Origin of the sequence: Streptomyces sp. NPDC005494, from assembly GCF_042872025.1 — a bacterium.
GTDB lineage: Bacteria > Actinomycetota > Actinomycetes > Streptomycetales > Streptomycetaceae > Streptomyces.
This window is the reverse complement of sequence record NZ_JBIAJR010000006.1, coordinates 57879-82389: the sequence shown is the minus strand read 5'-3', so window position 1 is coordinate 82389 and position 24511 is coordinate 57879. Positions and strand designations below refer to the sequence as shown.

The following is a 24511-nucleotide window of genomic DNA, read 5'->3' as shown; positions in this document are numbered from 1 at the left end:
GCACTCGACGATCCGGATGCGGATCGCGCTGGTGTACGGCGGGGTCTTCCTGGTCCTCGGTACGGCGCTGCTCACCACGGTGAATCTGGCCTCCCGCGCCGGTACGGACTCCCAGGCGCGGGCCATCGCCACCTCCGCCGCCGTCTCCCAGCCGGGCTTCGCGGTCAACGGCCCGCTGCACGCCCGGGGCCGCCTCGGCCCGCCCACGGTCTACGACGTCACCGACGACGTGAGTGACGCCGCGAGCCGGGAACTCCTGTACTGGTCGGCCGCCGCCCTGCTCGTCATGACGGGGTGCGCGGTCGGAGTGGGCTGGTGGACCGCGGGCCGGGTGCTGCGGCCCGTCCACGCGATGACGGCGAAGGCGCGGCGGCTCTCCGAGCACACCCTGCACGAGCGGATCGCGTCGAGCGGCCCCGACGACGAGCTGAAGGAGCTGGGGGAGACGCTGGACGCGCTGCTGGCGCGGCTGGAGAAGGCGTTCGACAGCCAGCGGCGCTTCATCGCCAACGCCTCGCACGAGCTGAGGACCCCGTTGGCCACGCAGCGGGCCGCGATCCAGGTGGGTCTCGACGACCCCTCGCCGGAGGATCTCGTACGCACCCGGCAGACGCTGCTGGACAGCAACCGGCGCAGTGAGCGGCTCATCGAGGGCCTGCTGGTCCTGGCGCGCAGCGAGCGGGGGCTGGCGAAGAGCGAGCGCGAGGAGGTCGATCTCGCGCAGGTGGTGACGGAGGAGGCCGCCCGGCCGACGGCGGTGACGGAGCGGGCTGCCTTCCGTCCGGAACTCACGGTGGAGGCCGAGCCGTGCGGCGTACGGGGGAACCGGCAGCTGCTCGCGCAGCTGGTGGCGAATCTGCTCTCCAACGCGGTGCGCTACAACGTGCCCGGCGGCTCGGTGCGGGTGTCGCTGTCGGCGGGCGGGGAGCTGGTGGTCCGCAACACGGGGCCGGTCGTGGCCGAGGCGGACATCGCGGGGTTCTTCCAGCCGTTCCGGCGCGGTGAGGGGCGGGACCGTATGGGCCAGGGCTCCGGGCTCGGCCTGTCGATCGTGCGGTCCATCGCGCTGGCTCACGGCGGCACGGCCACGGCGGAACCCTGCCCGGGGGGCGGGCTCGCCGTGACCGTGCGGCTGCCGGTCGATCAGTCCTGCGCGAGGGCTCCTCGGGCGGCCGCCCACGCGGGCAGTCCGGCGAGGACCTCCCGGTAGAACGTCGCGTCGGGCACCTCGCGCGGGGCGGGGCCGGCGTGGAAGAACCCGGCGTTCGCCGTGTCCAGCCTGCGCAGGAAGTCGAAGCCCTTCGCGTCTTCGTCGCCGAACGCGACGAACTGGAAGAACAGCGGCAGCCGCGCCGCGTCCGCGAGCGCCTGCTTGGCCGCCACCTTCGCGTCCGGAGCGCCGTCCGTCTGGAAGATCACCAGAGCCGGGCCGGTGGCACCGGACTTCTCGTAGTGCGTCACGACCTCCTCGACGGCCCGGTGGTAGTTCGTACGGCCCAGGCGGCCGAGGCCGGCGTGCAGCTCGTCGATCCTGCCCTCATGCGCGGTGAGGTCGATCGCCCCGGTGCCGTCGATGTCGGTCGAGAAGAAGACGACGGGCACGGTGGCGTCCGCGTCCAGGTGCGCCGCGAGCGCGAGGGTGCGGTCACCCAGGTGCTGGGCGCTGCCGTCCTTGTAGAACGGCCGCATGGAACCGGAGCGGTCGAGCACCAGGTAGACGGTGGCCCGCAGACCCGTCAGTCCGTGCGCCTTGAGCGCGGCCTGGGCGGCCTTGTACGGGGTGACGAGCTCGGGGGCGGCGGCCTTGACCCGGGCGAGGGTGACGGCGGGCTTGCCTGCGGGTACGTCGGCGGAGCCGGCGGCGGATTCGGCGGCGGATTCGGCGGCGGGATCGGCGGCGGGATCGGCCGGGGTTCCGGGCTCGGTTCCGGTCTCCGGAGCGGGGACGGACGTGGCGGCGGCCAGCTCGGGAGTGATCTTGATGACCGGCTCCGCGGGGGCCTCGGCGACCGGCGCGGCGGCGACGGGCTCGGCCTCGGCCACGGGCTCGGGGGCCGTGACGGGCTCGGACTCCGTGACGGCTGCCGGCTCCGCGGTGACGGACTCGGGGGCCGCGACCGGCTTCTCCTGGGCGGCGGCCTGGGGCTCGGCGACCGGTGCGGGGTCGGCCTCCGGGGCGGAGCCGGTGGCGGGCTCCTCGGCGGCGACCTCGGCCTTCGGCTCGGCAGCGGGCGTCGCGGCCACCGGCTCCTCGACGGCGGGCTCCGCTGCCGTGGTCTCCACGGTCTCCTCCGCGGCGGGGGTCTCGAGCGCAGGTGCCTCGACGACGGTGGTCTCCGCGGCGGGTGCCTCGACCGCGGGAGTGTCGACGACCGGTGCCTCGGCGACGGGGGTCTCGGCGGCGGGGGTCTCGGCGGCGGGGGTCTCGACCGCAGGAGTGTCGGCGGCGGGGGTCTCGACCGCAGGGGTCTCGGCGGCGGGGGTCTCGGCGGCGGGGGTCTCGACCGCAGGAGTGTCGGCGGCGGGGGTCTCGACCGCAGGGGTCTCGGCGACGGGGGTCTCGGCGACGGGGGTCTCGACCGCAGGAGTGTCGGCGGCGGGGGTCTCGACCGCAGGGGTCTCGGCGACGGGGGTCTCGGCGACGGGGGTCTCGGCGGCGGGGGTCTCGACCGCAGGAGTGTCGGCGACGGGTGCCTCGATGGCCGGTGCCTCGACGACCGGTGCCTCGGCGGCGGGGGTCTCGACGGCCGGTGCCTCGGCGGCGGGCTCGGCGGGTTCGGCCTCGACTGCCGACCTGGGGGCGTCCTTCGGCTCCGGCGACACGGCGGGTGCCGCGATCTCCGGCTCAGGGGCGACGTCGCTCGCGATCGGCGCCTGCGCGACCGGCTCGTCCTCGACCTCCGCGACAGGCGTGACAGGCGGCTCGGAAGCCTCCGGCTCGGTAGGTGCGTCGGAAGTCGCCGCTTCGACAGGCGCGTCGGAGGCGGCAGGGACGACCGGGGCGTCCGAAGCGTCCGAGGCGGCAGGCGCGGCAGGCGCGGCAGGGGCGTCCGAGGCGTCGGAGGTGCCCGCCTCCGCGGCCGCCCGGGTCTCCGGGTCGGTCGCCTGGGCCGGCACCTTCGGCGTGGTGGCCGGGGCGGGAGTGGCAGCCGCCTTGTCGAAGGCCGCTGCCACCAGGTCCGACGCCTGTCCGCTGTCATGCTCGACGTCCGTGGACCGGCCGCCCGGCAAGGGGGAGGACGGTGCCGGTACCGAGGCCTTCACGGACGCGGGCGCCGAAGTCGTGGGCTCCGCCTCCGGTTCCGTGGGCTGGGTGCGCTCGGCCTGGGGCGGGACGGTGGCCGTGGCCGGCTCATCCTGCTCCGTGCGGCCGAACACCTTGCGCAGCAAGCTCCGAATGCCCATGGGCGAGGCCTTTCGCATGAGTTGGGTGCGATAAATGTCCGTACTGCGGGAATTGATCCCTGGCCAGGGCGGATACGTAAGGTTAGCGGCCGGATCCGGCCGTTCGGTGGCGCGGCCCGCCCCCGCGTCGGCCGAGCTCCGGCCGGGTCCCGGCCCGGTCCGGAGCGGGAACAGGAAAAGGACCTGAACAGGGCCTGGGTGAGGGGCGATCCGCCCGGCGGACAGCGGTGTCCTGGACTTCACCCTCCGTTCATCAGTAGTCCCACGTATGGCGCGTATGCGCTCCTACCGTCACGTGCGACACACAGACGGAGGGACGAAAACGTGCGCAACCTGCTGCCGCTCATCGGCTCGCACCCGGGCGGGCGTTCTGCGCTGACCTGCCGCTACCGCTGCGGTGACGCCTGCTTCCAGGACATTCCGAACACCAGCGACAACGAGTACGCCGGCGACATCATCGCCGGTGCCCTGTCACGCCGGTCGATGATGCGCGCCGCAGCCGTGGTGACCGTCGCCACGGCCGCCGGAACCGCCGCTCTCGCCGGCCCGGTGGCGCCCGCCGCCGAGGCGGCGGCGCTCCAGGGCCGCCACAGCGACAGGCCGAAGCCCGGCGCGTCGGGCGCCCGTGGCCTGCGCTTCGCGGCCGTGGCGCCGAACAAGGCCGACGTGGTGACGATCCCGGAGGGCTACGGCCAGAACGTCGTGATCCGCTGGGGCGAACCGATTCTTCGCGGAGCCCCCGCCTTCGATCCGGACAAGCAGTCCGCGAAGGCCCAGGCCGGCCAGTTCGGTTACAACAACGACTTCCTCTCCCTGCTGCCGCTGCGTGGTGAGCGGGGCCGTCAGGTGCTGGTCGCCAACCACGAGTACACGGACGAGATCCTGATGTTCCGTGGATACGATCCGGCCAGCCCGACCCGTGAGCAGGTCGAGATCGCCTGGGCGGCGCACGGACTCTCCGTGGTCGTCGTCCAGGAGGAGAACCGCACCGGCAGGCTCAGCCCGGTCAGCCGCCACCCGCTGAACCGCCGCCTCACCGCCACCAGCGAGTTCAGGGTCACCGGCCCGGCCGCGGGCAGCCCTCTGCTGCGTACCTCGGCCGACCGCACCGGACGCAAGGTGCTCGGTACGCTCAACAACTGCGCGGGCGGCACCACCCCCTGGGGCACCACGCTGCACGGCGAGGAGAACTTCAACCAGTACTTCGCCAACGGCTCCAGCGACACCGACAAGCGCTACGGCATCGGGACGGCCGCCACGGAGCGCAAGTGGGAGCGGTTCGACAAGCGCTTCGACCTGGCGCAGGAACCCAACGAGGCGCACCGTTTCGGCTGGGTCGTCGAACTCGATCCGTACGACCCCGACTCGACGCCGCGCAAGCGGACCGCGCTCGGACGCTTCAAGCACGAGGCGGCGCAGCCGCGGCTGACCGCCGACGGCCGTCCCGTGGTCTACATGGGCGACGACGAACGATTCGACTACTTCTACAAGTTCGTCTCCAGCAAGCGGATGAAGAAGGGCAACTCCCGGGCCGCCCGTGAGCACAACCTCACGCTGCTCGACGAGGGCACGCTGTACGTCGCCAAGCTGACCGGCGACTCCCCCACGGCGGAGTTCGACGGCACGGGCAAGCTCCCCGCCGACGGCGAGTTCGACGGCAGCGGCGTCTGGATCCCGCTCGCGACCGGCACGACCTCGCACGTGCCGGGCATGACGGCCGAGGAGGTCTACGTCTTCACCCGGCTGGCCGGTGACAAGGTCGGCGCGACCAAGATGGACCGTCCCGAGGACGTCGAGCCCTCCCCGCGCACCGGCCGGGTCTACGTCGCCCTCACGAACAACACCGACCGCGGCAAGGCGGGCAAGGCCGGCGCGGACGAGGCCAACCCGCGCAACGCCAACAAGCACGGTCAGATCCTGGAGCTCGCCGAGCACTGGGACGACCCGGCCGGCGACGGCTTCGCCTGGCGGCTCTTCCTCGTCGCGGGCGACCCGGAGGACCCGGCGACGTACTTCTCCGGGTTCCCGAAGGAGAAGGTCAGCCCCATCTCCTGCCCGGACAACGTCGCCTTCGACGACCACGGCAACCTGTGGATCTCCACGGACGGCAACCAGCTGGGATCGCACGACGGGCTGTTCGGGGTCGCCACGCAGGGCGAGCGGCGCGGTGAGCTGAAGCAGTTCCTGACCGTGCCGACCGGCGCCGAGACCTGCGGCCCGGTGATCCAGGACCGCCGGGTCCTGGTCGCCGTGCAGCACCCGGGCGAGGTCGACGGCGCGTCCGTCGAGAAGCCGGCGAGCACCTGGCCGGACGGTCCCGGCAAGATCGTGCGTCCCTCGGTGGTCGCCGTGTGGCGCAAGGACGGCAGCGACATCGGCGTCTGAGACGGGAGAACGCCTGCGACAGGGGTGGGGCCGTGAGCGCTTTCGGCTCCCGGCCCCACCGCGCCGCCTCACCGGATTAGAGTCGGTCCCATGGTTTCCGGTGAGGCGCCGCAGGCGGAGGGAAGTGTCCGGGTCGATGCCTGGATCTGGGCGGTCCGGCTGACGAAGACCCGGTCGCAGGCCGCTGCCGCCTGCCGGGCAGGGCATGTGCGGGTCAACGGCGAGCGGGCCAAGCCCGCGCAGTCCCTGCGCACGGGGGACGAGGTGCGGCTGCGGCACGGGGGCCGGGACCGGATCGTGGTCGTGTCCAAGATCGTGAAGAAGCGCGTGGGTCCGCCGGTCGCGGTGGAGTGCTTCGTCGACAACAGCCCGCCCCCGCCCCCGCGTGAGGCCGCGGTCCAGGTCCCGGTCCGCGACCGGGGCGCGGGGCGTCCGACCAAGCGGGACCGCCGCGAGATCGAGCGCCTCCAGGGGCGCGGCCCGAACCCGGTCTGAAGCCTGAGGGGCTGAGGCCGGGGACACTGACGCCCGTTGTCGGACGGGCCAGACAAGGATCAGGCCGTGCCGTGCCATGCCGGAACAGGCACCGGCCCCGTGCGAGCGAGGCCCGGTCCGATGCGGTCCGACACCATCCGCAGAGGCCGGAGTAGCCGGTCCGGAACAGGCACCGGCCCCGTGCGAGCGAGGCCCGGTCCGATGCGGTCCGACACCATCCGCAGAGGCCGAAGTGGCCGGTCCGGAACAGGCACCGGCCCCGTGCGAGCCCGGCCCGGTCCGATGCGGTCCGACACCATCCGCAGAAGCCGAAGTGGCCGGTCCGATCCGGTCCGGGTGGGCGGTGTCAGCTCCGGTACCCCTCCACCTCGTCGGCGGGCCGCACCTTCGCCGTCGAAGGGTCCCCGCCGTATTCGGCGAGCGCACGCCGTTGCCGCAGCAGGTCCCAGCACTGGTCGAGCTGGACCTCCACCTCGTGCAGCCGCGACCGCTCCTCGGAGGAGAGGCCCAGCGAGGCGGTGGGGCGGGAGCGCAGCGCCCGTTCCTCGGTGACCAGCACGTCGATGCGCTCGAATATGTCCTGGTCGGCCATGAGCCTCTCCCGGTCTCTCTCGGGTGACGGGCGCGCGTCAGACGGCGAAGACCGTCTTGCCCCGCGCCCCGCCCGCGCGGTTCTGGATGAGCGCCTGCGGTGCCTTCTCCAGGGGGAGCTCCATCTCGACGGGGACCTCCAGTGCCCCGTCCGCCACCGCGGAGGTCAGTTCGTCGAGCAGGGCGGCCGTCGGGGCGAGGCGGAAGTCGGTCCAGGCGATGCCCGCCGGGGCCGCCACGCCCCTGGTGGTGACCGCGACCCCGCCGTCCGCCAGCAGCGCGGCGTACGAGGCGAACGTGGCGGCGTCCGTGGAGACGAGGTCGACGAGCGCGTCCACCCCACCCGGGTACAGCTCCCGCACCCTCGCCTCCAGCGCTCCCGGGTCGGTCGTGTCCACGGTGGCGGTGGCGCCGAGCGCCCCCATCCGCCGCCCCTCGTCGCCCCGCACGGCAGCGATGACACCCGTGCCGCGTGCCGCCGCGAGCTGGGTCAGGAAACTGCCGACGCCGCCCGTGGCACCGACGACGAGCAGGCTCACCCCGCCGCGGACCGCCGAGCTCGACAGGATCTGCGCGGCGGTCGCCCCCGCGGTGGGGAGGGCCGCCGCGGTCCGGAGCGGCAGATCGCGCGGCACGAGTGAGATCGGCGAGTCCTGGGGGACGCACACGTACTCGCCGTAGGCTCCGCAGCGCCCGACGGGCGGCGCCGTCACCCTGCCGAGGACCGGGTCGCCGACCCGGAAGCGGTTGTCGCCGCTGCCGACCATGTCGACCCGGCCGGCGAAGTCCGTGCCCAGTACCAGCGGGAAGACGTGCGGGGCGACTCCGTCGAGTGCCCCGTCCGCGGTCTGCCAGTCGAGAGGGTTGAGCGCCGCGTACTCGACCTTCACCCGGACCTCGCCCGCTCCGGGGTCAGGCTTCGGCAGTTCGACGAGACACGGCTCCGCACGGAAAGCGCTGACAGCGACGGCTCGCATACGGCAGACCTCTCAGTCGACCCCCTGCTCTCACGAATCCCACTCTCGCCCGGCCCACGCACCCGCGCATGTCGGGCCCGGGGCGTGTGAGGGCGTCGGCACTTCGGCGGCGTCGCCGCCCGTCCCGCCGCCCTACCCCCGGCGGGCCGCCGCCACCCGTCCGACCAGGCCGACGACGGCCAGGACCGCCCCCACCAGGAGCACGATCCACACGGTCGTCCGCAGGGAGGCGGTCAGCGCGTCGTACACCGCCGCCGCCGCGCCCCGGTCGGTGCCCGGAACCTCGTCCAGCACCCGGTCACGGCCCACGGCGACGGCGATCCTGAGCAGGACCGCACCGAGCACCAGCCCGCCTCCCGCCACGGCCGCCGTCACGAACCCGGCGCGGAGGCCGCCGCGTACCAGGGTGAGGCCCAGCACGAGGACAAGCAGCACCACCGTCCCGACCGCCGGCCAGACACTGCAGTGGCGCAGCCACCCGAACGAGGACCGCAGATCGTCGGCGCGGTCCGCGGGGAGCACCGTGATCGACGTCTCCTGTACGGGGATCAGGTCGGCGAACGGCACGCCCCTGCTGGTCAGCTCCTGCTTGACCTCCCTGATCACGGGCGCCAGGTCGATGGTCACGGCTTGGCCGTCCTCGCCGCGCAGGGCGGCGGTCACGTCCTGGTGCGCCGCGCGGTTGGCGCTGCCCCAGGCGCGCCGGAAGGTTTCGGTGGCGGTGAACGACAGGGCGGCCTCGTGCAGGAACTCCTCCACGGTGTCCTGGAGCGGCCCCACGTCGATGTTCTTCATCGCCTCGTCCGTGACCAGGGCCGCCACGGTCTCCCGGACGTCCTCGTCCGAGGCCAGCGGGGACACGGCGGCGAGGTAGCGGTCGGTGTCGTCCAGTTCCAGGTCGACCCACGCGGAGAGAGCACTCACCGGCACCAGCACGGCGAGGAGCACGAGCAGTACCGCCGAGAGCGCCGCTGAGAGAGTGGTCCGCACGGGACCAGCCAATCCCGCGCGACGGCGGCGCGCCCCGGGCCGTAGGCCGTTCGAGTTGCCGAGGGCCCCGGCCGGGTGTGCGCTGGAGGGACACAGGGACGGGGGCGACGGAAGGAGCTGTGCCGTCATGGCCACACACGCAACGATGCCGACGCGCCGCCGTACGCACGCCCGCACCCCTGCCGGGCGGGAGCCCACCGTGCTCGCCTGGGCGGTGCCCGTGGTCCTCGGTGTGATCGTCGGGTTCTGGGCCTTCTTCATCAATCGGGACGGAGGGACCACGACGGCCGGGCAGATCTGGCTGGGCGTCGTCTCCGGAGTCGTCTTCGCCGTGCTCTGCTACGCGCTCATGCGGGTCAGGTGGGCCCTGCCCCGGGAGTTGCGCGCCGCGGGCTACGGAGTGCTGGCCGGCGGCACGGTCGGGTTCCTCTCCAGCCTGAACGGCAACAGCGTGCTGACGTCCACCGTGATCGGTCTGGTGGTCGCCGCGGGGACGTTCTGCACGATGTTCTACAGCTACTACACGCGCGAGAACTGACCTCCGGGGCCCGGTACCGGCCCGTACGGCCGCCGGAGCAGCACCGGCGGCCGGACGAGTGCATTCCGTGCGATACGCCCCACAGCCCCGGGCGGCGGTGTGCGAGCGCTGACGGCAGGCAACTGGCCCGCGACGGACATCGCCTGGTCGCTGGGCCGGTCCGCGCTGTTCGTGGTCGTGTCCGGCCCGGCGACGATGCGGTTCTGCAACCGGAAGTGACGGCGCCTCCTTCTCGTCGGCTGCCGCCGCCCTCTGCCGTCGCGCCGCTCCCGGGCCGGTACCAGACTGATGGAGGGGCGGAGTAAGGCTCTGGAGGAGCCATGACGGCAACGACAAGGAACGAGACGCCCGTTGCGATGCAGACCGCCGACGTGGAGCTGCGCAAGAAGGAGATCGGCGGCGATCTGATGGTCGCCTTCATCCGGCTCGTGAAGGGCGCGGACATGGGCCCGGCGCTCAAGGGCCTCCCCGACGACATGTGTCCCTGCCATCACTGGGGTTATGTGCTCAAGGGCCGGCTGAAGCTGCGGACCGGTACCGACGCGGAGGCGTACGAGGTCTACGAGGAGGGCCAGGCGTTCTACTGGGCACCCGGGCACGTGCCCGAGGCGCTGGAGGACTGCGACTTCGTGGACTTCTCGCCCACGAAGGAGTTCGACCAGGTGATCAGCCACATCACCTCTCAGGCCTGACGTACCGCGACACCGCGCACCGCGCCCCCGTGGGCGCCGGGGCCTGACGTACCGCGACGCCGCGCACCGTGAAGTTCACGTCTCGTGGGCGTCCACGTGCGTCCGGCACCCGGCGGGCCCACCGCGCCGGCATGCCTCGCGCCTCCCCAGGCACGGGGCACGGAGCGTGCGCAGGGGCCAGGCCCTTCGTCGTACGGTCCCGCCCGGTTCAGTCGCGTACGACGGTGACCGGGCAGGTGGCGTGCTGGGTGACGTGGAGGCTGACCGAGCCCAGCAGCGTCGCCTTGAAGCCGCTGTAGCCGCGTGCCCCCACGACCAGCAGGTTCGCGCCCTTCGAGCGGTCCAGCAGGGACTGGGCGGGGTTGCCGATCACCACGATCTTCTCGACGGCCGCCGCGCCCTCGGCGCCGAGGGCCTCCTCCAGGGCCTCGGTGAGGGCCACTGTCGCCACGGCCTGCGGGTCGAAGTCCTCGGGCATGCCCGGCATCATGGACGCCCAGCTGGTCGAGGGGTACTCCCAGCTGTTGACGGCCTCGACCGTGTCACCGGTCAGCTCCGCCTGGCGTACCGCCCAGCGCAGCGCCTTGACCGACGCGTCCGATCCGTCCACGCCCACGACGATCCTGCCCATGTCTGCCTCCGATGTTCTCGAACTTCTCCGGCATTCATCGGCAACTCTAGTCAAATCGGGCATCGGGGGCCCTTCCGGACCCCCGATGCCCACCGTCAGCCGACCCTCAGCTCCGCGAGCTGCTGCGCGAACGGAACGACCGCGTCCTCGCCGTCGTCGAGCGTGAGGGCCCGGGACGCGCCCGAGACGGTCCGCCCGGTGACGGCGGAGGCGAGCTCGCCTCCCGCGCGCCGGATCCGGGACGGCAGCCCCTCGGTGTACTCGTCGCCCTGGGAGCCCCAGTCCTCCGACGCCGCGTACACGGAGGTCGGCAGGACCACGGCCCGCAGATAGGCGAAGAGCGGGCGCATCGCGTGCTCCAGGACCAGCGAGTGGCGGGGGGTCCCGCCGGTCGCCGCGATGACGACGGGCTTCCCGGTCAGCGCCGTGTTGTCGATCAGGTCGAAGAACGACTTGAACAGTCCGCTGTACGAGGCGGTGAAGACGGGCGTCACGGCGATCAGCCCGTCCGCACCGGTCACCGCGTCGATCGCCTTCTTCAGGCCGGCCGGCGGGAAGCCGGTGACCAGGTGGTTGGCGATGTCGACGGCCAGATCGCGCAGTTCGACGACCTCGACCTCGACCCGGCGGTCCTGGCCGGCGGCCAGCCTCTCGCGGGTGGCCTCGGCGAGCCGGTCGGCCAGCAGCCGTGTGGACGACGGGCTGCTGAGCCCGGCCGCGACGGCGACGATCCTCAGGGGGGCCGTGGCGGGCGTGGTCATCGGAGCTCCTTCGGGTCGGCGTCGGCGGCGGCACGGGCGGAGGCGACCGCCGGGTGGACGGGGGCGTCCGGCACTCCGGCCGGGCGCAGGCGGGCGAACTCCTTGCGCAGTACGGGCACGACCTCCTCGCCGAGGATGTCGAGCTGCTCCAGGACCGTCTTCAGCGGAAGTCCCGCGTGGTCCATCAGGAAGAGCTGGCGCTGGTAGTCGCCGACGTCCTCGCGGAAGGACAGGGTCCGCTCGATGACCTCCTGCGGGGAACCGACGGTCAGCGGGGTCTGCTGGGTGAAGTCCTCCAGCGAGGGACCATGTCCGTAGACCGGGGCGTTGTCGAAGTACGGGCGGAACTCCCGTACCGCGTCCTGCGAGTTCTTCCGCATGAACACCTGGCCGCCGAGGCCCACGATGGCCTGCTCGGCGGTGCCGTGCCCGTAGTGGGCGTAGCGGCGCCGGTAGAGGTCGACCATCTTCTTCGTGTGCTCCATCGGCCAGAAGATGTTGTTGTGGAAGAAGCCGTCGCCGTAGTAGGCGGCCTGCTCGGCGATCTCCGGGGAGCGGATCGAGCCGTGCCAGACGAACGGCGGTACGCCGTCCAGCGGGCGCGGGGTCGCGGTGAAGGACTGCAGCGGGGTGCGGAACTTCCCCTCCCAGTCGACGACGTCCTCGCGCCACAGCTTGTGGAGCAGCGCGTAGTTCTCGATCGCGAGCGGGATGCCCTGGCGGATGTCCTTGCCGAACCAGGGGTAGACCGGTCCGGTGTTGCCGCGGCCCATCATCAGGTCGACGCGGCCGTCGGCGAGGTGCTGGAGCGTGGCGTAGTCCTCCGCGATCTTCACCGGGTCGTTGGTGGTGATCAGGGTGGTGGAGGTGGAGAGGATCAGCTTCTCGGTGCGGGCGGCGATGTAGCCGAGCGTGGTCGTCGGCGACGACGGGACGAACGGCGGGTTGTGGTGCTCGCCGGTCGCGAAGACGTCCAGGCCCACTTCCTCGGCCTTGAGCGCGATCGCGAGGGTCGCCTTGATCCGCTCGTTCTCGCTCGGTGTCGTACCTGTCGTGCGGTCGGTGGTGACATCCCCGACGGTGAAGATCCCGAACTGCATGGCGCCCGCCTCCAAGCGTAGAGCGGTTGGTTGAACGTTGAACTATCTGGACACACCCTACAACGGAGTGCCCCCCTCACCTATTCCGCCCCCTCCCGAAGGCCCGCGCGACCGTGCCGCGTTATCGCCGCCCGGCGCCCGCGCTGCGTCTTCGCCGCCCGCTGCCGCCCGCGCCGCCCGTGCCGCGTCATCGCCGCCCTTTCCCGCGCTGTCCCCGCCCGTGCCGCCGTGTGCCGGGCCCGCCGGCCGCCACCGCGCCGGCCCCGGTCGCCGGTTCCTGGGCCCGGAGACCGGTGCCCGCTACACTCGGAGCCATGACCTCCGTGCCGTGCCGAAACTGGTGGCGCTCCTCCTAGGAGCGGCCACTCATCTGCACGGAACCAGGGCCGTTCTGACAAGGACGGCCCTTTCTGCTGCCCCGGCACCCTCCGGCGGGCCGTCCTCCACGCGTAGACCACCAGCGAGGAGAGCCACGTGACCGTCACCGCCGACCTGACCGTCAGCCCCGCCCAGCGCCGCAGCGCCGAACTGGAGCGGCAGCTCGCCGCCGATCCGGGCCGCTTCCGCGTCCTCACCGGGGACCGGCCCACCGGCGCCCTGCACCTGGGGCACTACTTCGGCACCCTCCACAACCGGGTGCGCCTCCAGGACCTCGGTGTGGACGTCTTCGTCCTCATCGCCGACTACCAGGTCCTGACCGACCGGGACGTCGCCGAGCGCCTCACCGAGCATGTGGAGGGGCTGCTCCTGGACTATCTGGCCATCGGCATCGACCCCGTCCGCGCGACGGTCTTCAACCACAGCGCGGTCCCCGCGCTCAATCAGCTGATGCTGCCGTTCCTGTCCCTGGTCTCCGTCGCCGAACTCGGGCGCAACCCCACGGTGAAGGACGAGATCGCGCACTCACGGCAGGCCGCGGTCAGCGGGCTCATGTACACCTACCCGGTGCATCAGGCGGCCGACATCCTGTTCTGCAAGGGCAACCTCGTGCCCGTGGGCCAGGACCAGCTGCCGCACCTGGAGATCACCCGCACCGTCGCCCGGCGCTTCAACGAGCGGTACGGAGCCGTCTTCCCCGAACCGGACGCCCTGCTCTCCGCAGCCCCCCTGCTGCTCGGCACCGACGCCACCAAGATGAGCAAGAGCCGGGGCAACGCCATCGCGCTGGGGGCCGACGCGGACGAGACCGCCCGGCTGATCAAGGGTGCGACCACCGACGCGGAACGGCACATCACCTACGAGCCGGAGCGGCGGCCCGGGGTGTCGAGTCTGGTGCTGCTCGCCGCGCTCTGCCTCGACCGCGACCCGTCCGAGCTCGCCGAGGAGATCGGGAGCGGCGGCGCGTCAGGGCTCAAGCGGACCGTGACGGACGCCGTCAACACGCGGATGGCCCCGATCCGTGCCCGCCGGGTGGAGTACGCGCGGGACATGGAGTACGTCCGCGAGGTGCTGCGCGCCGGGAACGAGCGGGCGAACGCCGTGGCCGAGGCGACCCTGCGGGAGGTGCGGGACGCCATGGGGATGTTCCGCTGAGGCATGAAGGGGCGGTTCCTCCGGGCACACCGCCGGCACGCCTCTCTCGCCGCACCACATCGTCATCGACGCGCACGGCCGCCCCGCGTGCGCGACCGCCCCCGCTCAGCGCCGGGCCACGGAGTGCTGTCCGCGCAGCAGCTCGGCCAGGCCGCGCCGGGTCGCCGCGATCACCACCCGGTCCTCCGCCCGCAGCACGTAGCCCGGGTGCAGGTCCCAGACGAGCCCGGCGGGGCGGTCCGGGCCGCCGGGCCCCGAGGGGCCGAGGGGGTCGTACGGCGGTACGGCGGCCAGATCGGGGACGCGGTCGGCGGGCGGGGTGGCGTCCAGGGCCAGGACCCGCCAGGCGCCCGCGCGGAAGGCCTGGTCGACGGTCCGGCCCTCCAGCTGGGGGTGCCCGGCCACCTCCAGGGCGGCGAACAGCATCACCTTGCGCTCGACCGGGACCGCGCCCAGGATCTGCCGGCCCATCATGGCGACCGCGAAGGCCGGAGCCGCCAGATGGGACACCGAGCGCGAGCGGGTCAGGGCCTGCGGGTGTGCGGTGCGCAGGGTGCGGTAGACGGCGGTGGCGAACTCGTCGTCGTACAGGCGCAGCGCCACCCGCAGGTCCGGCTTCACCGAGCGGGCGTACAGCGCGGCTTCGAGGTTCGTCGTGTCGACGCTGGTCAGGGCGAGCAGCGCGCGGGCCCGGCGGATCTTGGCCGCCTCCAGGACGCCCTCCTGGGTCACGTCGCCCACGACCGTCGGGACGTGCAGGCTGCGGGCCAGGGGGATGCCGCGCGCCTCCGGGTCCTCCTCGACGACCACCACGGGGATGTCCAGCTCGCGCAGCCGCACCAGGACGCGCGTACCGATCTTGCCGAGACCGAGCAGCACCACGTGTCCGGACAGGCCGCGCGGCGGCCGGCGCAGCGAGGACGCGGTGCGCAGGGTGCCGAAGGCCTCCAGGACCGCGGCGACCAGCAGCGGCAGCAGCAGGAGCCCGGCGGTCCCGGAGAGCAGCTGGATGATCTGGCGGGACTGCGAGTCGGCGTCCTCCACGGCGGGGTCGCCCATCGCCAGCAGGTCGAGCAGGGTCATGTGGGCGGCGTGCAGCGGGCTGTCGCCCGTGGTGATCACCGATGCCACGGCGAGGGCGACCACGGCCGCCGCCACCCCCAGGGCGGACCAGCGCAGCCGGCGCGAGAAGACCTGGCCGAGCGGGGCGCCCCTGCCGCCCATCCGGCTGGGTCCCCGGTCGGGTCCGGCCTGGCTGATCGCCTCCAGGACGACGGTGCCCCTGCCTGTGGCGGCGTTCACGGTCTCCCGGTCGGGCAGCAGCTGCGGGCCCTCGTCCCCGCTGCTGTCGGACCCCTCGGTGCCCGCCGGGTCCTGGCTGGTGGAGGAGAGCAGGGCCAGTGTGCACAGACCGGGGTCGGCGAGCTCGCCCGGCCGGGGCGGGGTGCGTTCGACGGCGCGCAGCAGCAGGCCCTCGGCCTGGATGACCTTGCTGCTGCCCGTCAGCGCGGTGGCCGCAAGGGCCGGGGCCGCGGTGTCGGCGTCGGACAGGACGGTGGTGGAGGCGTCCAGGACGGCGGGGTCGATACCGGGCATCGAGACGGCTGCCGCCTGGTCGAGCAGGGTCTCCAGGTGCTGGCCGAGCTTGCGGTTGTAGAGCCGGATGACCAGCCGCAGACGCGGGTTGAGCCGGCGGGCCGTCAGGGCGGCACGGATGTTGAGTTCGTCGTCGTCGTAGACGAGCGCGAGCGCGGCGGCGCGGTCGACCCCCGCCTCCTCCAGCACCTCGTCGGAGGGCTCGTGCGCCTCCATGATGCGGACGGCCTCGACCCCGGCGTTCGTGTCGCCGGCGCCGCTTCCGCCGCCCGCCCCGTTGCGGTTCATCGCCGCCGACATCCTGCCGAACAGGGCTACCGCGCGCGCCCGTTGGGTCAGCGGGAGCTCCGGCCTGGTGGTGTCACGGCCCGGCGGGAGCAGGAGCGTGACGCGCTCCCCGTACACATAGCGCAGTTCGACGGCGAGCCGCCGGGCGAGGGTGTCGTCGCCGCAGACCACCATGTGGCCTCTGCTCGGCGGGTGTTGGGGCTGTTGCGGAAGTGAGGACACGGAACCCAGCATGCCTTGCTCCCCCTGGCTCAGTCGGGCGTGTCGGTGATCATCGCGTGACGGAGGCGTGGGTCCGCGGGCATCGCGCGCGGGCTGCCGGCCCGTTCGATGGCCGCCTCGACCGCCGCGAGCCGGTCCGCGAGCAGCCCCAGCGCACCGACCGCCCGGGTGGCCGGGTCCCCGTCGGGCCCGCCGAGTGCCTGGGTGCGCACGTAGGCGGCGGTGATCGCGGCCAGGCGCTCCGCCTGCGCCGGGGTGAGCGTCGACCGGAGGGCGGCGAGCTTCAGCAGATTCGCCTCGGCGCCCGTGGTGAGCGTATGGGCCTCGCCCGCGTAGTGGTCGTCGATCACGGCGGAGAGCTCGGCGTCGTTCATGACGGGCACGATCCGCTCGGCGATCTTGTTCATGTTGCGGTACGAGCCCTGCAGCCGGAACGGCGGCTCGGTGCGCGACGCGTCCGCCTGCGCCGCCGAGGCGATGTACGCGGCGTTCACCCGGAGGACGGTGTCCCGGGCGGTGAGCAGATGGCGCAGGACGGACACGATCCGCTCCAGCTCGGCCGGTGCGTAGGTGTGCTCCAGCCGGTCGGCGTGTGCGGTGGGCCCGGAGCCGGACGCCATGCGCACGAGCAGCGCGAGATCGGTGCGGGAGCGGCTCGCGAGCGGCGCCAGCACCGGATTGGCCGTCAGGGCGTTCTCCACGAAGCTCAGCGCGAAGACGTCCTCCCGCCCGGTCAGGACCTCGCCGAGATTCCATACGTCTGCCCGGTTGGCGAGCATGTCCGGAATCCTGAACCGGGCCCCGGACTCGGTGTACGGGTTGCCCGCCATGACCACCGCGAACCGCTTGCCCCGCAGGTCGTAGCTCCGTGGCTCACCGTCCCGCACCCCCTCGACACGGCGGGTGGCGTCGCAGAGCGGAATGAACTTCTGGAGGAGTTCCGGCGAGGTGTGCTGGATGTCGTCCAGGTACAGCAGGGTGTTGTTGCCCGACTCCAGCGCGAAGTTGATCTTCTCGACCTCGCGGCGGGCGGTCGCACCGTGCGCCTGCGCCGGGTCGAGGGACGTCACGTCGTGGCCGAGGTTCGGGCCGCTGACCTTCACCAGGACCATGCCGAGCCGGTCGGCGACGTACTCCATGAGCGTCGTCTTGCCGTAGCCGGGCGGGGAGACGAGCAGCAGCAGGCCCTGCGAGTCGGTGCGGCGGTCCGCGTCGGCGGTGCCGAGCTGCTTGGCCAGGCTGTCGCCGATCAGCGGCAGGTACACCTCGTCCAGCAGCTGGTTGCGGACGAAGGCCGGCATCACGCGCGGCCGGTGGTCGTCCAGCCGCAGCCGGGCACGCTCCTCGTCGACCAGCGAGGTCCGCAGCCGCTGGTAGGCGCGGAACCCGGGCACCGCATCGGCCCGGAACTCCGCGGTGCGCGCCAGCAGTTCGTCCAGCCGGACCGGCAGCGTGCCCCGGTCCACGCGGGGATGGTCGCCGAGGAGCCCGCTCACGGTCACGGTGAGCGGGGCGTCGCAGTCGTACCGGCGCAGGTCCGGGCAGAGCTCCACCGCCGCGGCCTCCGCCAGGTCCCCGGCGGTCGTCCCGGTCCCGGACGCGGCGGCGTACGAACCGAGCCAGCCCTCGACCAGCTGGCGCCGGGCGGGCAGGTCCGCGTGGAGCGTGGCGAGGTCGTCGTCGTACGCGGATGTGCCGGTCGCCCGGCGGAACTTCTCCAGGAACGTACGCGTCGCGGCGCTCGTGACGAACCCCGCGGGGCCGCTCGTCAGCTCCTCGAAGAGGTATGCGGCGGCCGCGGCCCCCGTGCCCATCGCCGCCGCCCACTCCTCCTGGAGGACGGCGATCGCCGGGGCGAGGCCGAAGGTGTCACGGGCCCGCGCCAGCGACACGGCGCGGCGCGTCCAGGACGTGCGCAGGGCGTCGTCGGCCTCGTGCGCCCAGAACAGCTGGGCGGCGGCGCGTACGGCGGGTTCGTACCGCAGCAACCCGGCCTCGGCGTGCAGCCGCAGCAGGGCGGTCAGGATCGCGGTGGCGTCCTCGTCGTGGACACCGCGCTGATGCCCCTCGTCGTACGCCGCCGCGGCCGCCTCCCGGACGAGCGCGGCTAGGTCCGGCGCGCCCGCCAGGGCGTCGGCACCGTGCTCGTCCAGCAGCCGGGCGGCCAGGTGCTCGGCGCGGTAGACGTCGCGTGACTCCGAGGGCAGCAGCCGGTCCCAGTACGGGCGGGTCGCGGCGAACGCCGGGTCGTCGACCGGGGCCCGGTAGTCGGTGCCGGTCAGCGCGAAGGCGAGCCGGTCGCCGTGCGGGACCAGGGTCAGGTCGAAGGGCTGGGTGTTCACCGCGAAGCGGTGGCGGCCCAGCCTGAGCACCGTGCCGCCGTCCGCGTAGAGCTCGCCGCGGTCGCGCAGCGCGCGGCCGGCCTCCTGGCGGGCCGCCTTGAGACGCCCGTCGAGCTCTTCCGCGCGCACCGGGTCGCCCAGGCCGCGCAGCTCGTCGGCGGTGCGCCGGACCTTCGCGACCATCGGGTCGGAGGCGAAGTACGTGTGGACGGCGTCCAGGTCCTCCAGCGTGGCCAGACGCCGGGTGACGGTCTCCAGCATCCGGGCGGCCGAGCCGGCGAGCCGCTCAGCGCGGCGGGCACGGGCGTCCTGGAGGGTCTGCCGGCGGGCCGAGAACGCCTCGTGGACCTCGGTCCTGCGGTCGGTCAGCCGGTCGAGGAAGTCGTCGGACTCCGCGAACCGCGCCTCCAGGTTCTCCAGCTGGAGCAGCAGCCGCGCCAGCTGCTCGTCGCAGGCCTCGGGGGTGCCGGCGGCGGCCAGCGCCCCCGTGACGGCCTGCCCGAGCAGGGCGAACTCGGCGGCGAACTCCGCCCTGCCCTCCTGCGCCAGCAGTTCCCTGCGGCGGGCGTCGAGGGTGGCGCGGGCCCGGTTGGCGTGTCCCAGCACCCCGGCGATCCGCTCCAGGATCGACGTGCGGACCGTCGCGTCCCCGATGTCGAGCCCGGCCACCACGTCCGTGACGGTCGCCAGCCCTTCGGTGATCTCCGTCAGCCGGTCACCGGTCGCCGGCGCCTCCGCGACGGTGGTCAGGGCCGCGGCGGTCCCGGTGAGGGCGGTGAGCTCCTCGTGGTAGCCCGCGAAGGCGTCCTCCCGGGCCAGGAAGGAGACCGCCCGGCGGGCGGCCGAGGCCAGGTCGTCCTCCGCCTCGGCGGACAGCTCGGCGATCCGCCCGGTGTCGGCGTACCGCATCTCGGCGAGCGTCGCCAGATGGCCGTGGGTGAGGCGCAGTTCGGTGAGCCGCTCGACCCAGGCGGCGGCCGAGCGCGGGGCCTCGCCCCGGGTGCGGCGGGCCAGGGCGGTGAGCCGGGCGGCCGTCGTGTCCAGGGCCTCGGCGGCCTGCCGGGTCAGCTCCTGCACCGTCCCGAACTCGGCGAGCACCTGCTGGGCGGTCTCCGCGATCTCACCCAACGGCTCGGCGAGCAGACCGAGTTCCGGTTCGGTCAGCCAGTGGTAGCGGTCGCCGGCCCGCGCGCAGTCGGCGACGAGCCGGGTGTACACCGCGGTGGTCGGCGTCATGTCGCGGATGCCGTGGGCCAGGGCGAGGCAGTCGGAGATCCCGCGGACCAGGTCGGCATTGCCCGTCCGGGCGAGCGGCCCGGTCCCCGCGGGGCGCGAGGCCGCGTAGGTCTCGGAGACGTACGGGGTCTGCCAGCGCTGCAGGGGGTGCACACGGGCGGGCCGTTCCCCGCCGCCCTTCAGCAGGACGAGGGTGCCGTCGTCCAGGAGTGCGTGGCCCCGGCCGAGCAGCGGGGTGGCGACCTCCTGGCGGATCAGGTTGTACGGGAGGAGCAGGGTGCGGCTCTCGTCGCGGGAGCGGAAGACGTACAGCACGTCCTCGCCGTTCGGTGAGCTGACCGTGCCCTCGAAGAGCGGGTCGGTGAGCTCCTCGGCGGTGTCGAAGGTCTTGGCCGCGCCCGTGGTGAGGTAGTAGCCGCCGGGGAAGATGATCCCCTGGTCCTCGGGGAGCCGGTGACACGACGGCCCGATCGCGTCGAGCCGCCGGACCGCGCCGAGCAGCGTGTTGAAGACCAGGTGACGCCAGACCTCCTCCTTGTACGGCCTCACGCGCAGCAGGATCAGAGGGCCGGCCGTGGCGTACTCGACGTCGGCGTCCGCCAGGGACTGGAGGGGCTCGTCGACGGGCTCCTCGTAGATCCCGTCGGGACTCTCGGTGTCGTCCTCCGTCTTCACGGTGAGTGTGCCGCCCAGGGTGTCGACGAAGAGCGCGCCGCCGGCGACGGAGATGTGCGGATGGCGGCCTGGCCGGTGGGCGTCCCTGCCCGCCGGGGTCCAGTCGAAGTCGTGCGTGGGCGGGAAGACGTGGTCGCGCTCGCCCCGGGCGTCGAGGAACTCCCCGGGTGTCCCGTCCGGATGCAGGGCCCACCGCAGGACGCGGACGTCCTCGGCGCCGTCCCCGGTACGGAAGACGGCGATCAGCCGGCCGTTGGCCTTGCGCAGACGCAGCAGCCGGGCGTCACGGAAGTAGCGGTGCAGGCCGGCGAACTCCCGGACGAACGCCTCGTCCGCCAGCGGCCCCTCGCGCGTCACCTCGTCCAGGCCGGCCTCCCGCAGGACGAGTACGTCACCGACGCCTGCCTCGCCGCCCGCCCCGGGCCCCCGCTCGAAGCCGAACAGCAGCCGGCTGCCGACCGCCACGAGGTCCCGGGCCAGCGAGGGGCGCTCGGTGTGCACCTGCTCGGTCGCCGTCAGCCGCAGCCCGGCCGACCCGAACTCCTCGGTGCGGCGCGCGTTGAGCGCCTCGGCCCGCCGGACGAGCTCGTCGGCCTGCGCCCCGAGCCGGCGCCGCAGCACCTCGTGGGCACCGCCATCGGTGAGTGTGGTGTCACGGTCCATGCCTACGGCTCCCTACGAGATCTCAACTACTGGACGGCCCCGGGTGAGCCGCCCGCCCCTCCCGGAATGAGCCGCCTGCCCTCGGCTCCGGGTGAGCCGTCTGTCCTTCGGCTCCGGGTGCCGCCTGGCCTTCGGCTCCGGGTGCCGTCTGCCCCTTGGCCCTGGGTGCCGTTTGCCCCTCGGCCCCGGGTGAGCCGCCTCCCCTCGGCCCCGGGGCCGGAAATCGAGCCCGTCCGGCGTTCGAGGACGGAACCCTTACGCCGTTGGCCCGGAGCCAGGGCCAGGGTCCGGGGCCAGGTCCGGGGCCGGAACCAGGGCCCGGGGCCAGGGCCCGGGGCCAGGGCCCGGGGCCAGGACGGCCCGGCCCCCACGGCCCCGGCCCCCACGGCCCCGGGCCCCGCCGGAGGCCGCGGCCCTGGGCGGGACCGGGGCCGGAGCGGACCCGGTCCGGTTACGCCACCCCCGCCGGGGCCCCGTTCCGGGACGCCGCGGACGAAGGGGAAGGCACCGGCGAAGCCTCAGCCACACCCCCCGCGAGCGAGGACACCGTCATCCCCGCCAGCCCCAGCTCCTCCGCCGCGGCCAGCAACTGCCGTACCTGCCCCGACGCCGCCCCCGACGTCCCCCGCATCAGCTGCATCAGCAGTGCCGACACCGTCAGGTTCTGCACGTCCCCCGAGGAGACGGACCCGAGGACCCGGGTCAGGTCGTCCGTGAAGGACCCGCTGCCGTCCAGCCACGGCCCGGCGAGCGCCTGCGCGGTCTTCGAGTTCTCCACGAACCCGTCCACGCTCCGCCCCAGCGAGATCGACGAGACGAGCCGGTCGAAGAAGACCGAGTCCCCGCCGACGATGTCGATGTCCGCGTTCTCCAGCCCCGTCGCCAGGACCGTCGCCTGCGCCTCGGCCACCTGCCGCCGTACGTCGAACTCCGCCAGCCGGATCTCCTTCTCCGCGGCCAGCCGCAGCCGGTACTCCTCGTGCCCGCGGGACGCCTCGTCGAGCGCGGCCATCGCCGCGGCCTTCTCCGTGAGCCCGGCCGCCTCCGCCTTCAGCTTCTCGCCGATCACCGCTGCGTCCGCCGTGGCCTGCGCCTGCGTGCCCTCCGCGGCCGCGAGCGCCTTGAGCCGGGCCCCCTCCGCCTCTGCCCTGAGCCGGGCCTCGGTCGCCTGGGCCTCCGCGAGACCGGCCTTCTCGGTGACCTCGGCCTCCGCGTTCCTGACCTGGACCTCGGCCAGCCCCGCCGCGGCCGACTCGGCCTGGATGCCCTCGGCGAGCCGCAGCTTCGCCTGCGCGTCGAGGTCGGCCGTCTTCAACCGGGCATCCGCCAGCGTCAGCTGTTCGGCCGCCAGGTGGACCGCCGCCGCCTCCGCGGCCTCGGCGGCCTTGATGTCCTTGACCAGCTTCTCCTGCGCCTCCGCCTCGGCCGCGATGATCACCGACCTGCGGGTGCGCTCGGACTCCTCGACGGACCGCAGGGTCAGGATCGACTCCTCCTGCTCGGCGACCGTACGGTCCACCGCGATCCGTTCCCGGATCACGTCCGCGACCTCACGGCGCTCGGCCTCGACCTCCTTCGTCGCGGCGATCCGGTTCAGCTCGGTCTCCCGCTCGCGCCCGATGACCTCCAGCAGACGGTCCTTCTCGATGCGCTCGTTCTCCACCGCGATGACCCGCTCACGGTTCTTCTGCGCGACGGCGACCTCGCGCGCCTGGTTCTCCCGCTGGATGCCGAGCTGCTCCTCGGTACGGATGAACGCGCTCTGCGAACCGAGCCGCTCCTCCTCCTGCACCCGGGCGGTGGCCGACTCCTCACGGGCCCGCAGGGTCTCGACCTCGCGCCGCTGCTTGATCTCCGCCTCGGCCTGCCGGCGCTCCAGCTCCAGGATGGTCTCGCGGGCGTCGACGTCCTGCCGCGTGATCTCCTTCTGCTCGGTCCGCTGGAACTCGTTGGTCCGTACGTGCTCGATCGCCGTCAGCTCGGTGATCTTCCGGATGCCCTGCGCGTCCAGGATGTTGGCGCCGTCGAGCTGCGCCATCGGCGTCTGCTCCAGGAAGTCGATCGCGGCGTCGTCGAGGTGATAGCCGTTCAGGTCCGTCCCGATGACCCGGATGATCCGGTCCCGGAACTCCTCGCGCTTGGTGTAGAGGTCGACGAAGTCGAGCTGCTTGCCGACGGTCTTGAGCGCCTCGGAGAACTTCGCGGCGAAGAACTCCTGGATGGCGGCCTTGTCGCTGGCCCGCTCCGTTCCGATGGCCTGCGCGACCTTGATGACGTCCTCGACGGTCTTGTTGACGCGGACGAAGAACGTGATGTGGATGTCGGCGCGGATGTTGTCCTGGCAGATCAGGCCCTCACGCCCGGTCCGGCGGATCTCGATGGTCTTCACCGAGATGTCCATGGTCTCGGCCTTGTGCAGCACCGGCAGGACCACGGCACCGGTGAAGGTGACGTCGACCTTCTTCGTCTTGGAGATGATCAACGCCTTCCCCTGCTCGACCTTGCGGAAGAGACGGGTGACGACGAAGAGCAGGGCGATGGTGACGAGCAGGACAACGGCGACGATCACGCCGATGCCCCAGGAGATGGCATCCATGTCAGTCCTTGCGGGTGGAGAGGTACGAGGAGGGAGGGGCGCCCCGCATCAGGGCGCGCGGAACCACGGGCCAGGGGCCCGGGGAGGTGGAGCCGCGGGTCAGCGGGCCTCGCGCGGCAGGGGGCGCGGGGCGAGCTCGGCGTCGTACGGCGAGACCCAGAAGAACTCGCCGTCGGCGTCGTACGCGTAGAGAAGGCCCGTGCTGCCGGAGGTGAACACCTCGGCGGGCGCCGACGGCCGCAGTGGCTGCCGTACCTGCACGATCGCGGTCGATCCGTCGTCCGCCGCGACCTCGGCCTGTCCGAAGTCGTCGCTGACGGAGCCCGTGCGGATGGTGCAGATCCGGCCCACGAAGTCCTCGCGGGACGGAGGAGGTTCCGCGGGGAAGTACCGGCGGAGCCGGCGTGCGAGCATGCGGACCACCCCCCAGGCGATCAGGAGCGCCCCCGCCAGGACGACGAGGTGCGACACGGCCCGGAGGGTGCCGGTGACTCCGCTGCGGAGCACCAGGACCGAGCCGGCCAGGCCGGTGAACCAGGCGACGACGACGAACAGTGACACCGACACGGAGACGGGCATCCCGCCGAAGCCGACCGCTTCGCTGTCGAGGTCGGTGTCGAAGGAGTCGTGTCCCGCCGCTCCCACCAGCACCAGCAGCCAGAAGCAGACGACGACGACCAGTGCCCCGCCGAGAACGACGGCCGGAAACGTGAGTGCGGCGGAAAGGAAGTCGGTCATCCGGCCCTGCCCTCCGTCCCCGTCGCACGCCGTACAGTCCTGGGGGCCGGGTCTGTG

At 73.1% G+C, this 24511-nt stretch carries 17 protein-coding genes; 6 read left to right on the top strand and 11 right to left on the bottom strand.

Annotated elements, in window-relative coordinates; genetic code table 11:
• Positions 1 to 16: 16 nt before the first annotated feature.
• Positions 17 to 1210, top strand: a complete 1194-nt coding sequence (locus ACFYQ6_RS18995) for a HAMP domain-containing sensor histidine kinase (RefSeq protein ID WP_361579206.1) — start codon at positions 17 to 19, stop codon at positions 1208 to 1210.
• On the opposite strand, the gene ACFYQ6_RS18990 is transcribed toward ACFYQ6_RS18995, so the two are convergent.
• Positions 1144 to 3405 (bottom strand): VWA domain-containing protein, encoded by a 2262-nt coding sequence (locus tag ACFYQ6_RS18990; RefSeq protein ID WP_388763905.1) that lies wholly within the window; start codon positions 3403 to 3405, stop codon positions 1144 to 1146. The two genes, ACFYQ6_RS18995 and ACFYQ6_RS18990, sit on opposite strands and share 67 nt — an antisense overlap.
• A gap of 324 nt (positions 3406 to 3729) precedes the next feature.
• Here ACFYQ6_RS18990 and ACFYQ6_RS18985 point away from each other — a divergent pair, with 324 nt between their 5' ends.
• Both ACFYQ6_RS18985 and ACFYQ6_RS18980 read left to right on the top strand, forming a co-directional pair.
• Entirely contained in the window at positions 3730 to 5790 is a 2061-nt protein-coding gene (locus tag ACFYQ6_RS18985; protein WP_361579020.1) for a PhoX family protein, read from the top strand.
• A gap of 90 nt (positions 5791 to 5880) precedes the next feature.
• Complete coding sequence (locus tag ACFYQ6_RS18980) at positions 5881 to 6285, top strand: RNA-binding S4 domain-containing protein (RefSeq protein ID WP_388763903.1); 405 nt, start codon at positions 5881 to 5883, stop codon at positions 6283 to 6285.
• Positions 6286 to 6631: 346 nt separating this feature from the next.
• On the opposite strand, the gene ACFYQ6_RS18975 is transcribed toward ACFYQ6_RS18980, so the two are convergent.
• From ACFYQ6_RS18975 to ACFYQ6_RS18965, 3 genes are all read right to left on the bottom strand, one after another.
• The gene (locus ACFYQ6_RS18975) at positions 6632 to 6877 is read right to left on the bottom strand and encodes a DUF2630 family protein (protein ID WP_361579016.1); all 246 of its coding nucleotides are present in this window, start codon (positions 6875 to 6877) and stop codon (positions 6632 to 6634) included.
• Between the two features lie 37 nt (positions 6878 to 6914).
• Positions 6915 to 7853, bottom strand: coding sequence for an NADP-dependent oxidoreductase (locus ACFYQ6_RS18970; protein WP_361579014.1), 939 nt, complete (start codon positions 7851 to 7853; stop codon positions 6915 to 6917).
• Between the two features lie 132 nt (positions 7854 to 7985).
• Positions 7986 to 8843, bottom strand: coding sequence for a hypothetical protein (locus ACFYQ6_RS18965; protein WP_361579012.1), 858 nt, complete (start codon positions 8841 to 8843; stop codon positions 7986 to 7988).
• Positions 8844 to 8970: 127 nt separating this feature from the next.
• Between ACFYQ6_RS18965 and ACFYQ6_RS18960 the strand changes: the two genes are divergently transcribed.
• Together ACFYQ6_RS18960 and ACFYQ6_RS18955 are read left to right on the top strand one after the other, a co-directional pair.
• The gene (locus ACFYQ6_RS18960) at positions 8971 to 9381 is read left to right on the top strand and encodes a hypothetical protein (RefSeq protein ID WP_361579010.1); all 411 of its coding nucleotides are present in this window, start codon (positions 8971 to 8973) and stop codon (positions 9379 to 9381) included.
• 320 nt (positions 9382 to 9701) lie between these two features.
• Positions 9702 to 10073, top strand: coding sequence for a hypothetical protein (locus ACFYQ6_RS18955; protein WP_361579008.1), 372 nt, complete (start codon positions 9702 to 9704; stop codon positions 10071 to 10073).
• 208 nt (positions 10074 to 10281) lie between these two features.
• Here ACFYQ6_RS18955 and ACFYQ6_RS18950 read toward each other — a convergent pair whose 3' ends face one another.
• From ACFYQ6_RS18950 to ACFYQ6_RS18940, 3 genes are all read right to left on the bottom strand, one after another.
• Positions 10282 to 10704, bottom strand: coding sequence for a universal stress protein (locus tag ACFYQ6_RS18950; protein WP_388763899.1), 423 nt, complete (start codon positions 10702 to 10704; stop codon positions 10282 to 10284).
• Between the two features lie 95 nt (positions 10705 to 10799).
• Positions 10800 to 11465: an FMN reductase gene (locus ACFYQ6_RS18945; protein WP_388763897.1), complete on the bottom strand. Its 666-nt coding sequence runs from the start codon at positions 11463 to 11465 to the stop codon at positions 10800 to 10802.
• A complete protein-coding gene (locus tag ACFYQ6_RS18940) occupies positions 11462 to 12565 on the bottom strand; it encodes an LLM class flavin-dependent oxidoreductase (protein ID WP_388763895.1) in 1104 nt (367 codons plus the stop codon). The genes ACFYQ6_RS18945 and ACFYQ6_RS18940 overlap by 4 nt, the downstream gene beginning before the upstream one ends.
• A 474-nt stretch (positions 12566 to 13039) precedes the next feature.
• Here ACFYQ6_RS18940 and trpS point away from each other — a divergent pair, with 474 nt between their 5' ends.
• A complete protein-coding gene (trpS, locus tag ACFYQ6_RS18935) occupies positions 13040 to 14098 on the top strand; it encodes a tryptophan--tRNA ligase (protein WP_388763893.1) in 1059 nt (352 codons plus the stop codon).
• Positions 14099 to 14203: 105 nt separating this feature from the next.
• Here trpS and ACFYQ6_RS18930 read toward each other — a convergent pair whose 3' ends face one another.
• The 4 genes from ACFYQ6_RS18930 to ACFYQ6_RS18915 all read right to left on the bottom strand — a co-directional run bounded on the left by ACFYQ6_RS18930 (position 14204) and on the right by ACFYQ6_RS18915 (position 24454).
• Positions 14204 to 16216, bottom strand: a complete 2013-nt coding sequence (locus tag ACFYQ6_RS18930; protein ID WP_388763891.1) for an NAD-binding protein — start codon at positions 16214 to 16216, stop codon at positions 14204 to 14206.
• A gap of 17 nt (positions 16217 to 16233) precedes the next feature.
• Positions 16234 to 21120 carry a DNA repair ATPase gene (locus ACFYQ6_RS18925; protein WP_388763889.1) on the bottom strand — a complete coding sequence of 1629 codons (4887 nt, stop codon included), beginning with the start codon at positions 21118 to 21120 and terminating at the stop codon, positions 16234 to 16236.
• 451 nt (positions 21121 to 21571) lie between these two features.
• Positions 21572 to 23716 (bottom strand): flotillin family protein, encoded by a 2145-nt coding sequence (locus tag ACFYQ6_RS18920; RefSeq protein ID WP_388763887.1) that lies wholly within the window; start codon positions 23714 to 23716, stop codon positions 21572 to 21574.
• 99 nt (positions 23717 to 23815) lie between these two features.
• On the bottom strand, positions 23816 to 24454 hold the full coding sequence (locus tag ACFYQ6_RS18915) for a hypothetical protein (protein WP_361578996.1): 639 nt from the start codon (positions 24452 to 24454) through the stop codon (positions 23816 to 23818).
• Positions 24455 to 24511 lie beyond the last annotated feature (57 nt).

What these genes read in the sequence shown, in the direction of transcription:
- ACFYQ6_RS18915 (WP_361578996.1), bottom strand. Translation starts at nt 24,454, where the DNA reads ATGACCGACTTCCTTTCCGCCGCACTCACGTTTCCGGCCGTCGTTCTC.
- ACFYQ6_RS18980 (WP_388763903.1), top strand. Translation starts at nt 5,881, where the DNA reads ATGGTTTCCGGTGAGGCGCCGCAGGCGGAGGGAAGTGTCCGGGTCGAT.
- ACFYQ6_RS18975 (WP_361579016.1), bottom strand. Translation starts at nt 6,877, where the DNA reads ATGGCCGACCAGGACATATTCGAGCGCATCGACGTGCTGGTCACCGAG.
- ACFYQ6_RS18995 (WP_361579206.1), top strand. Translation starts at nt 17, where the DNA reads ATGCGGATCGCGCTGGTGTACGGCGGGGTCTTCCTGGTCCTCGGTACG.
- ACFYQ6_RS18930 (WP_388763891.1), bottom strand. Translation starts at nt 16,216, where the DNA reads ATGCTGGGTTCCGTGTCCTCACTTCCGCAACAGCCCCAACACCCGCCG.
- ACFYQ6_RS18970 (WP_361579014.1), bottom strand. Translation starts at nt 7,853, where the DNA reads ATGCGAGCCGTCGCTGTCAGCGCTTTCCGTGCGGAGCCGTGTCTCGTC.
- ACFYQ6_RS18925 (WP_388763889.1), bottom strand. Translation starts at nt 21,120, where the DNA reads ATGGACCGTGACACCACACTCACCGATGGCGGTGCCCACGAGGTGCTG.
- ACFYQ6_RS18920 (WP_388763887.1), bottom strand. Translation starts at nt 23,716, where the DNA reads ATGGATGCCATCTCCTGGGGCATCGGCGTGATCGTCGCCGTTGTCCTG.
- ACFYQ6_RS18950 (WP_388763899.1), bottom strand. Translation starts at nt 10,704, where the DNA reads ATGGGCAGGATCGTCGTGGGCGTGGACGGATCGGACGCGTCGGTCAAG.
- ACFYQ6_RS18960 (WP_361579010.1), top strand. Translation starts at nt 8,971, where the DNA reads ATGGCCACACACGCAACGATGCCGACGCGCCGCCGTACGCACGCCCGC.
- ACFYQ6_RS18955 (WP_361579008.1), top strand. Translation starts at nt 9,702, where the DNA reads ATGACGGCAACGACAAGGAACGAGACGCCCGTTGCGATGCAGACCGCC.
- ACFYQ6_RS18945 (WP_388763897.1), bottom strand. Translation starts at nt 11,465, where the DNA reads ATGACCACGCCCGCCACGGCCCCCCTGAGGATCGTCGCCGTCGCGGCC.
- ACFYQ6_RS18940 (WP_388763895.1), bottom strand. Translation starts at nt 12,565, where the DNA reads ATGCAGTTCGGGATCTTCACCGTCGGGGATGTCACCACCGACCGCACG.
- ACFYQ6_RS18990 (WP_388763905.1), bottom strand. Translation starts at nt 3,405, where the DNA reads ATGGGCATTCGGAGCTTGCTGCGCAAGGTGTTCGGCCGCACGGAGCAG.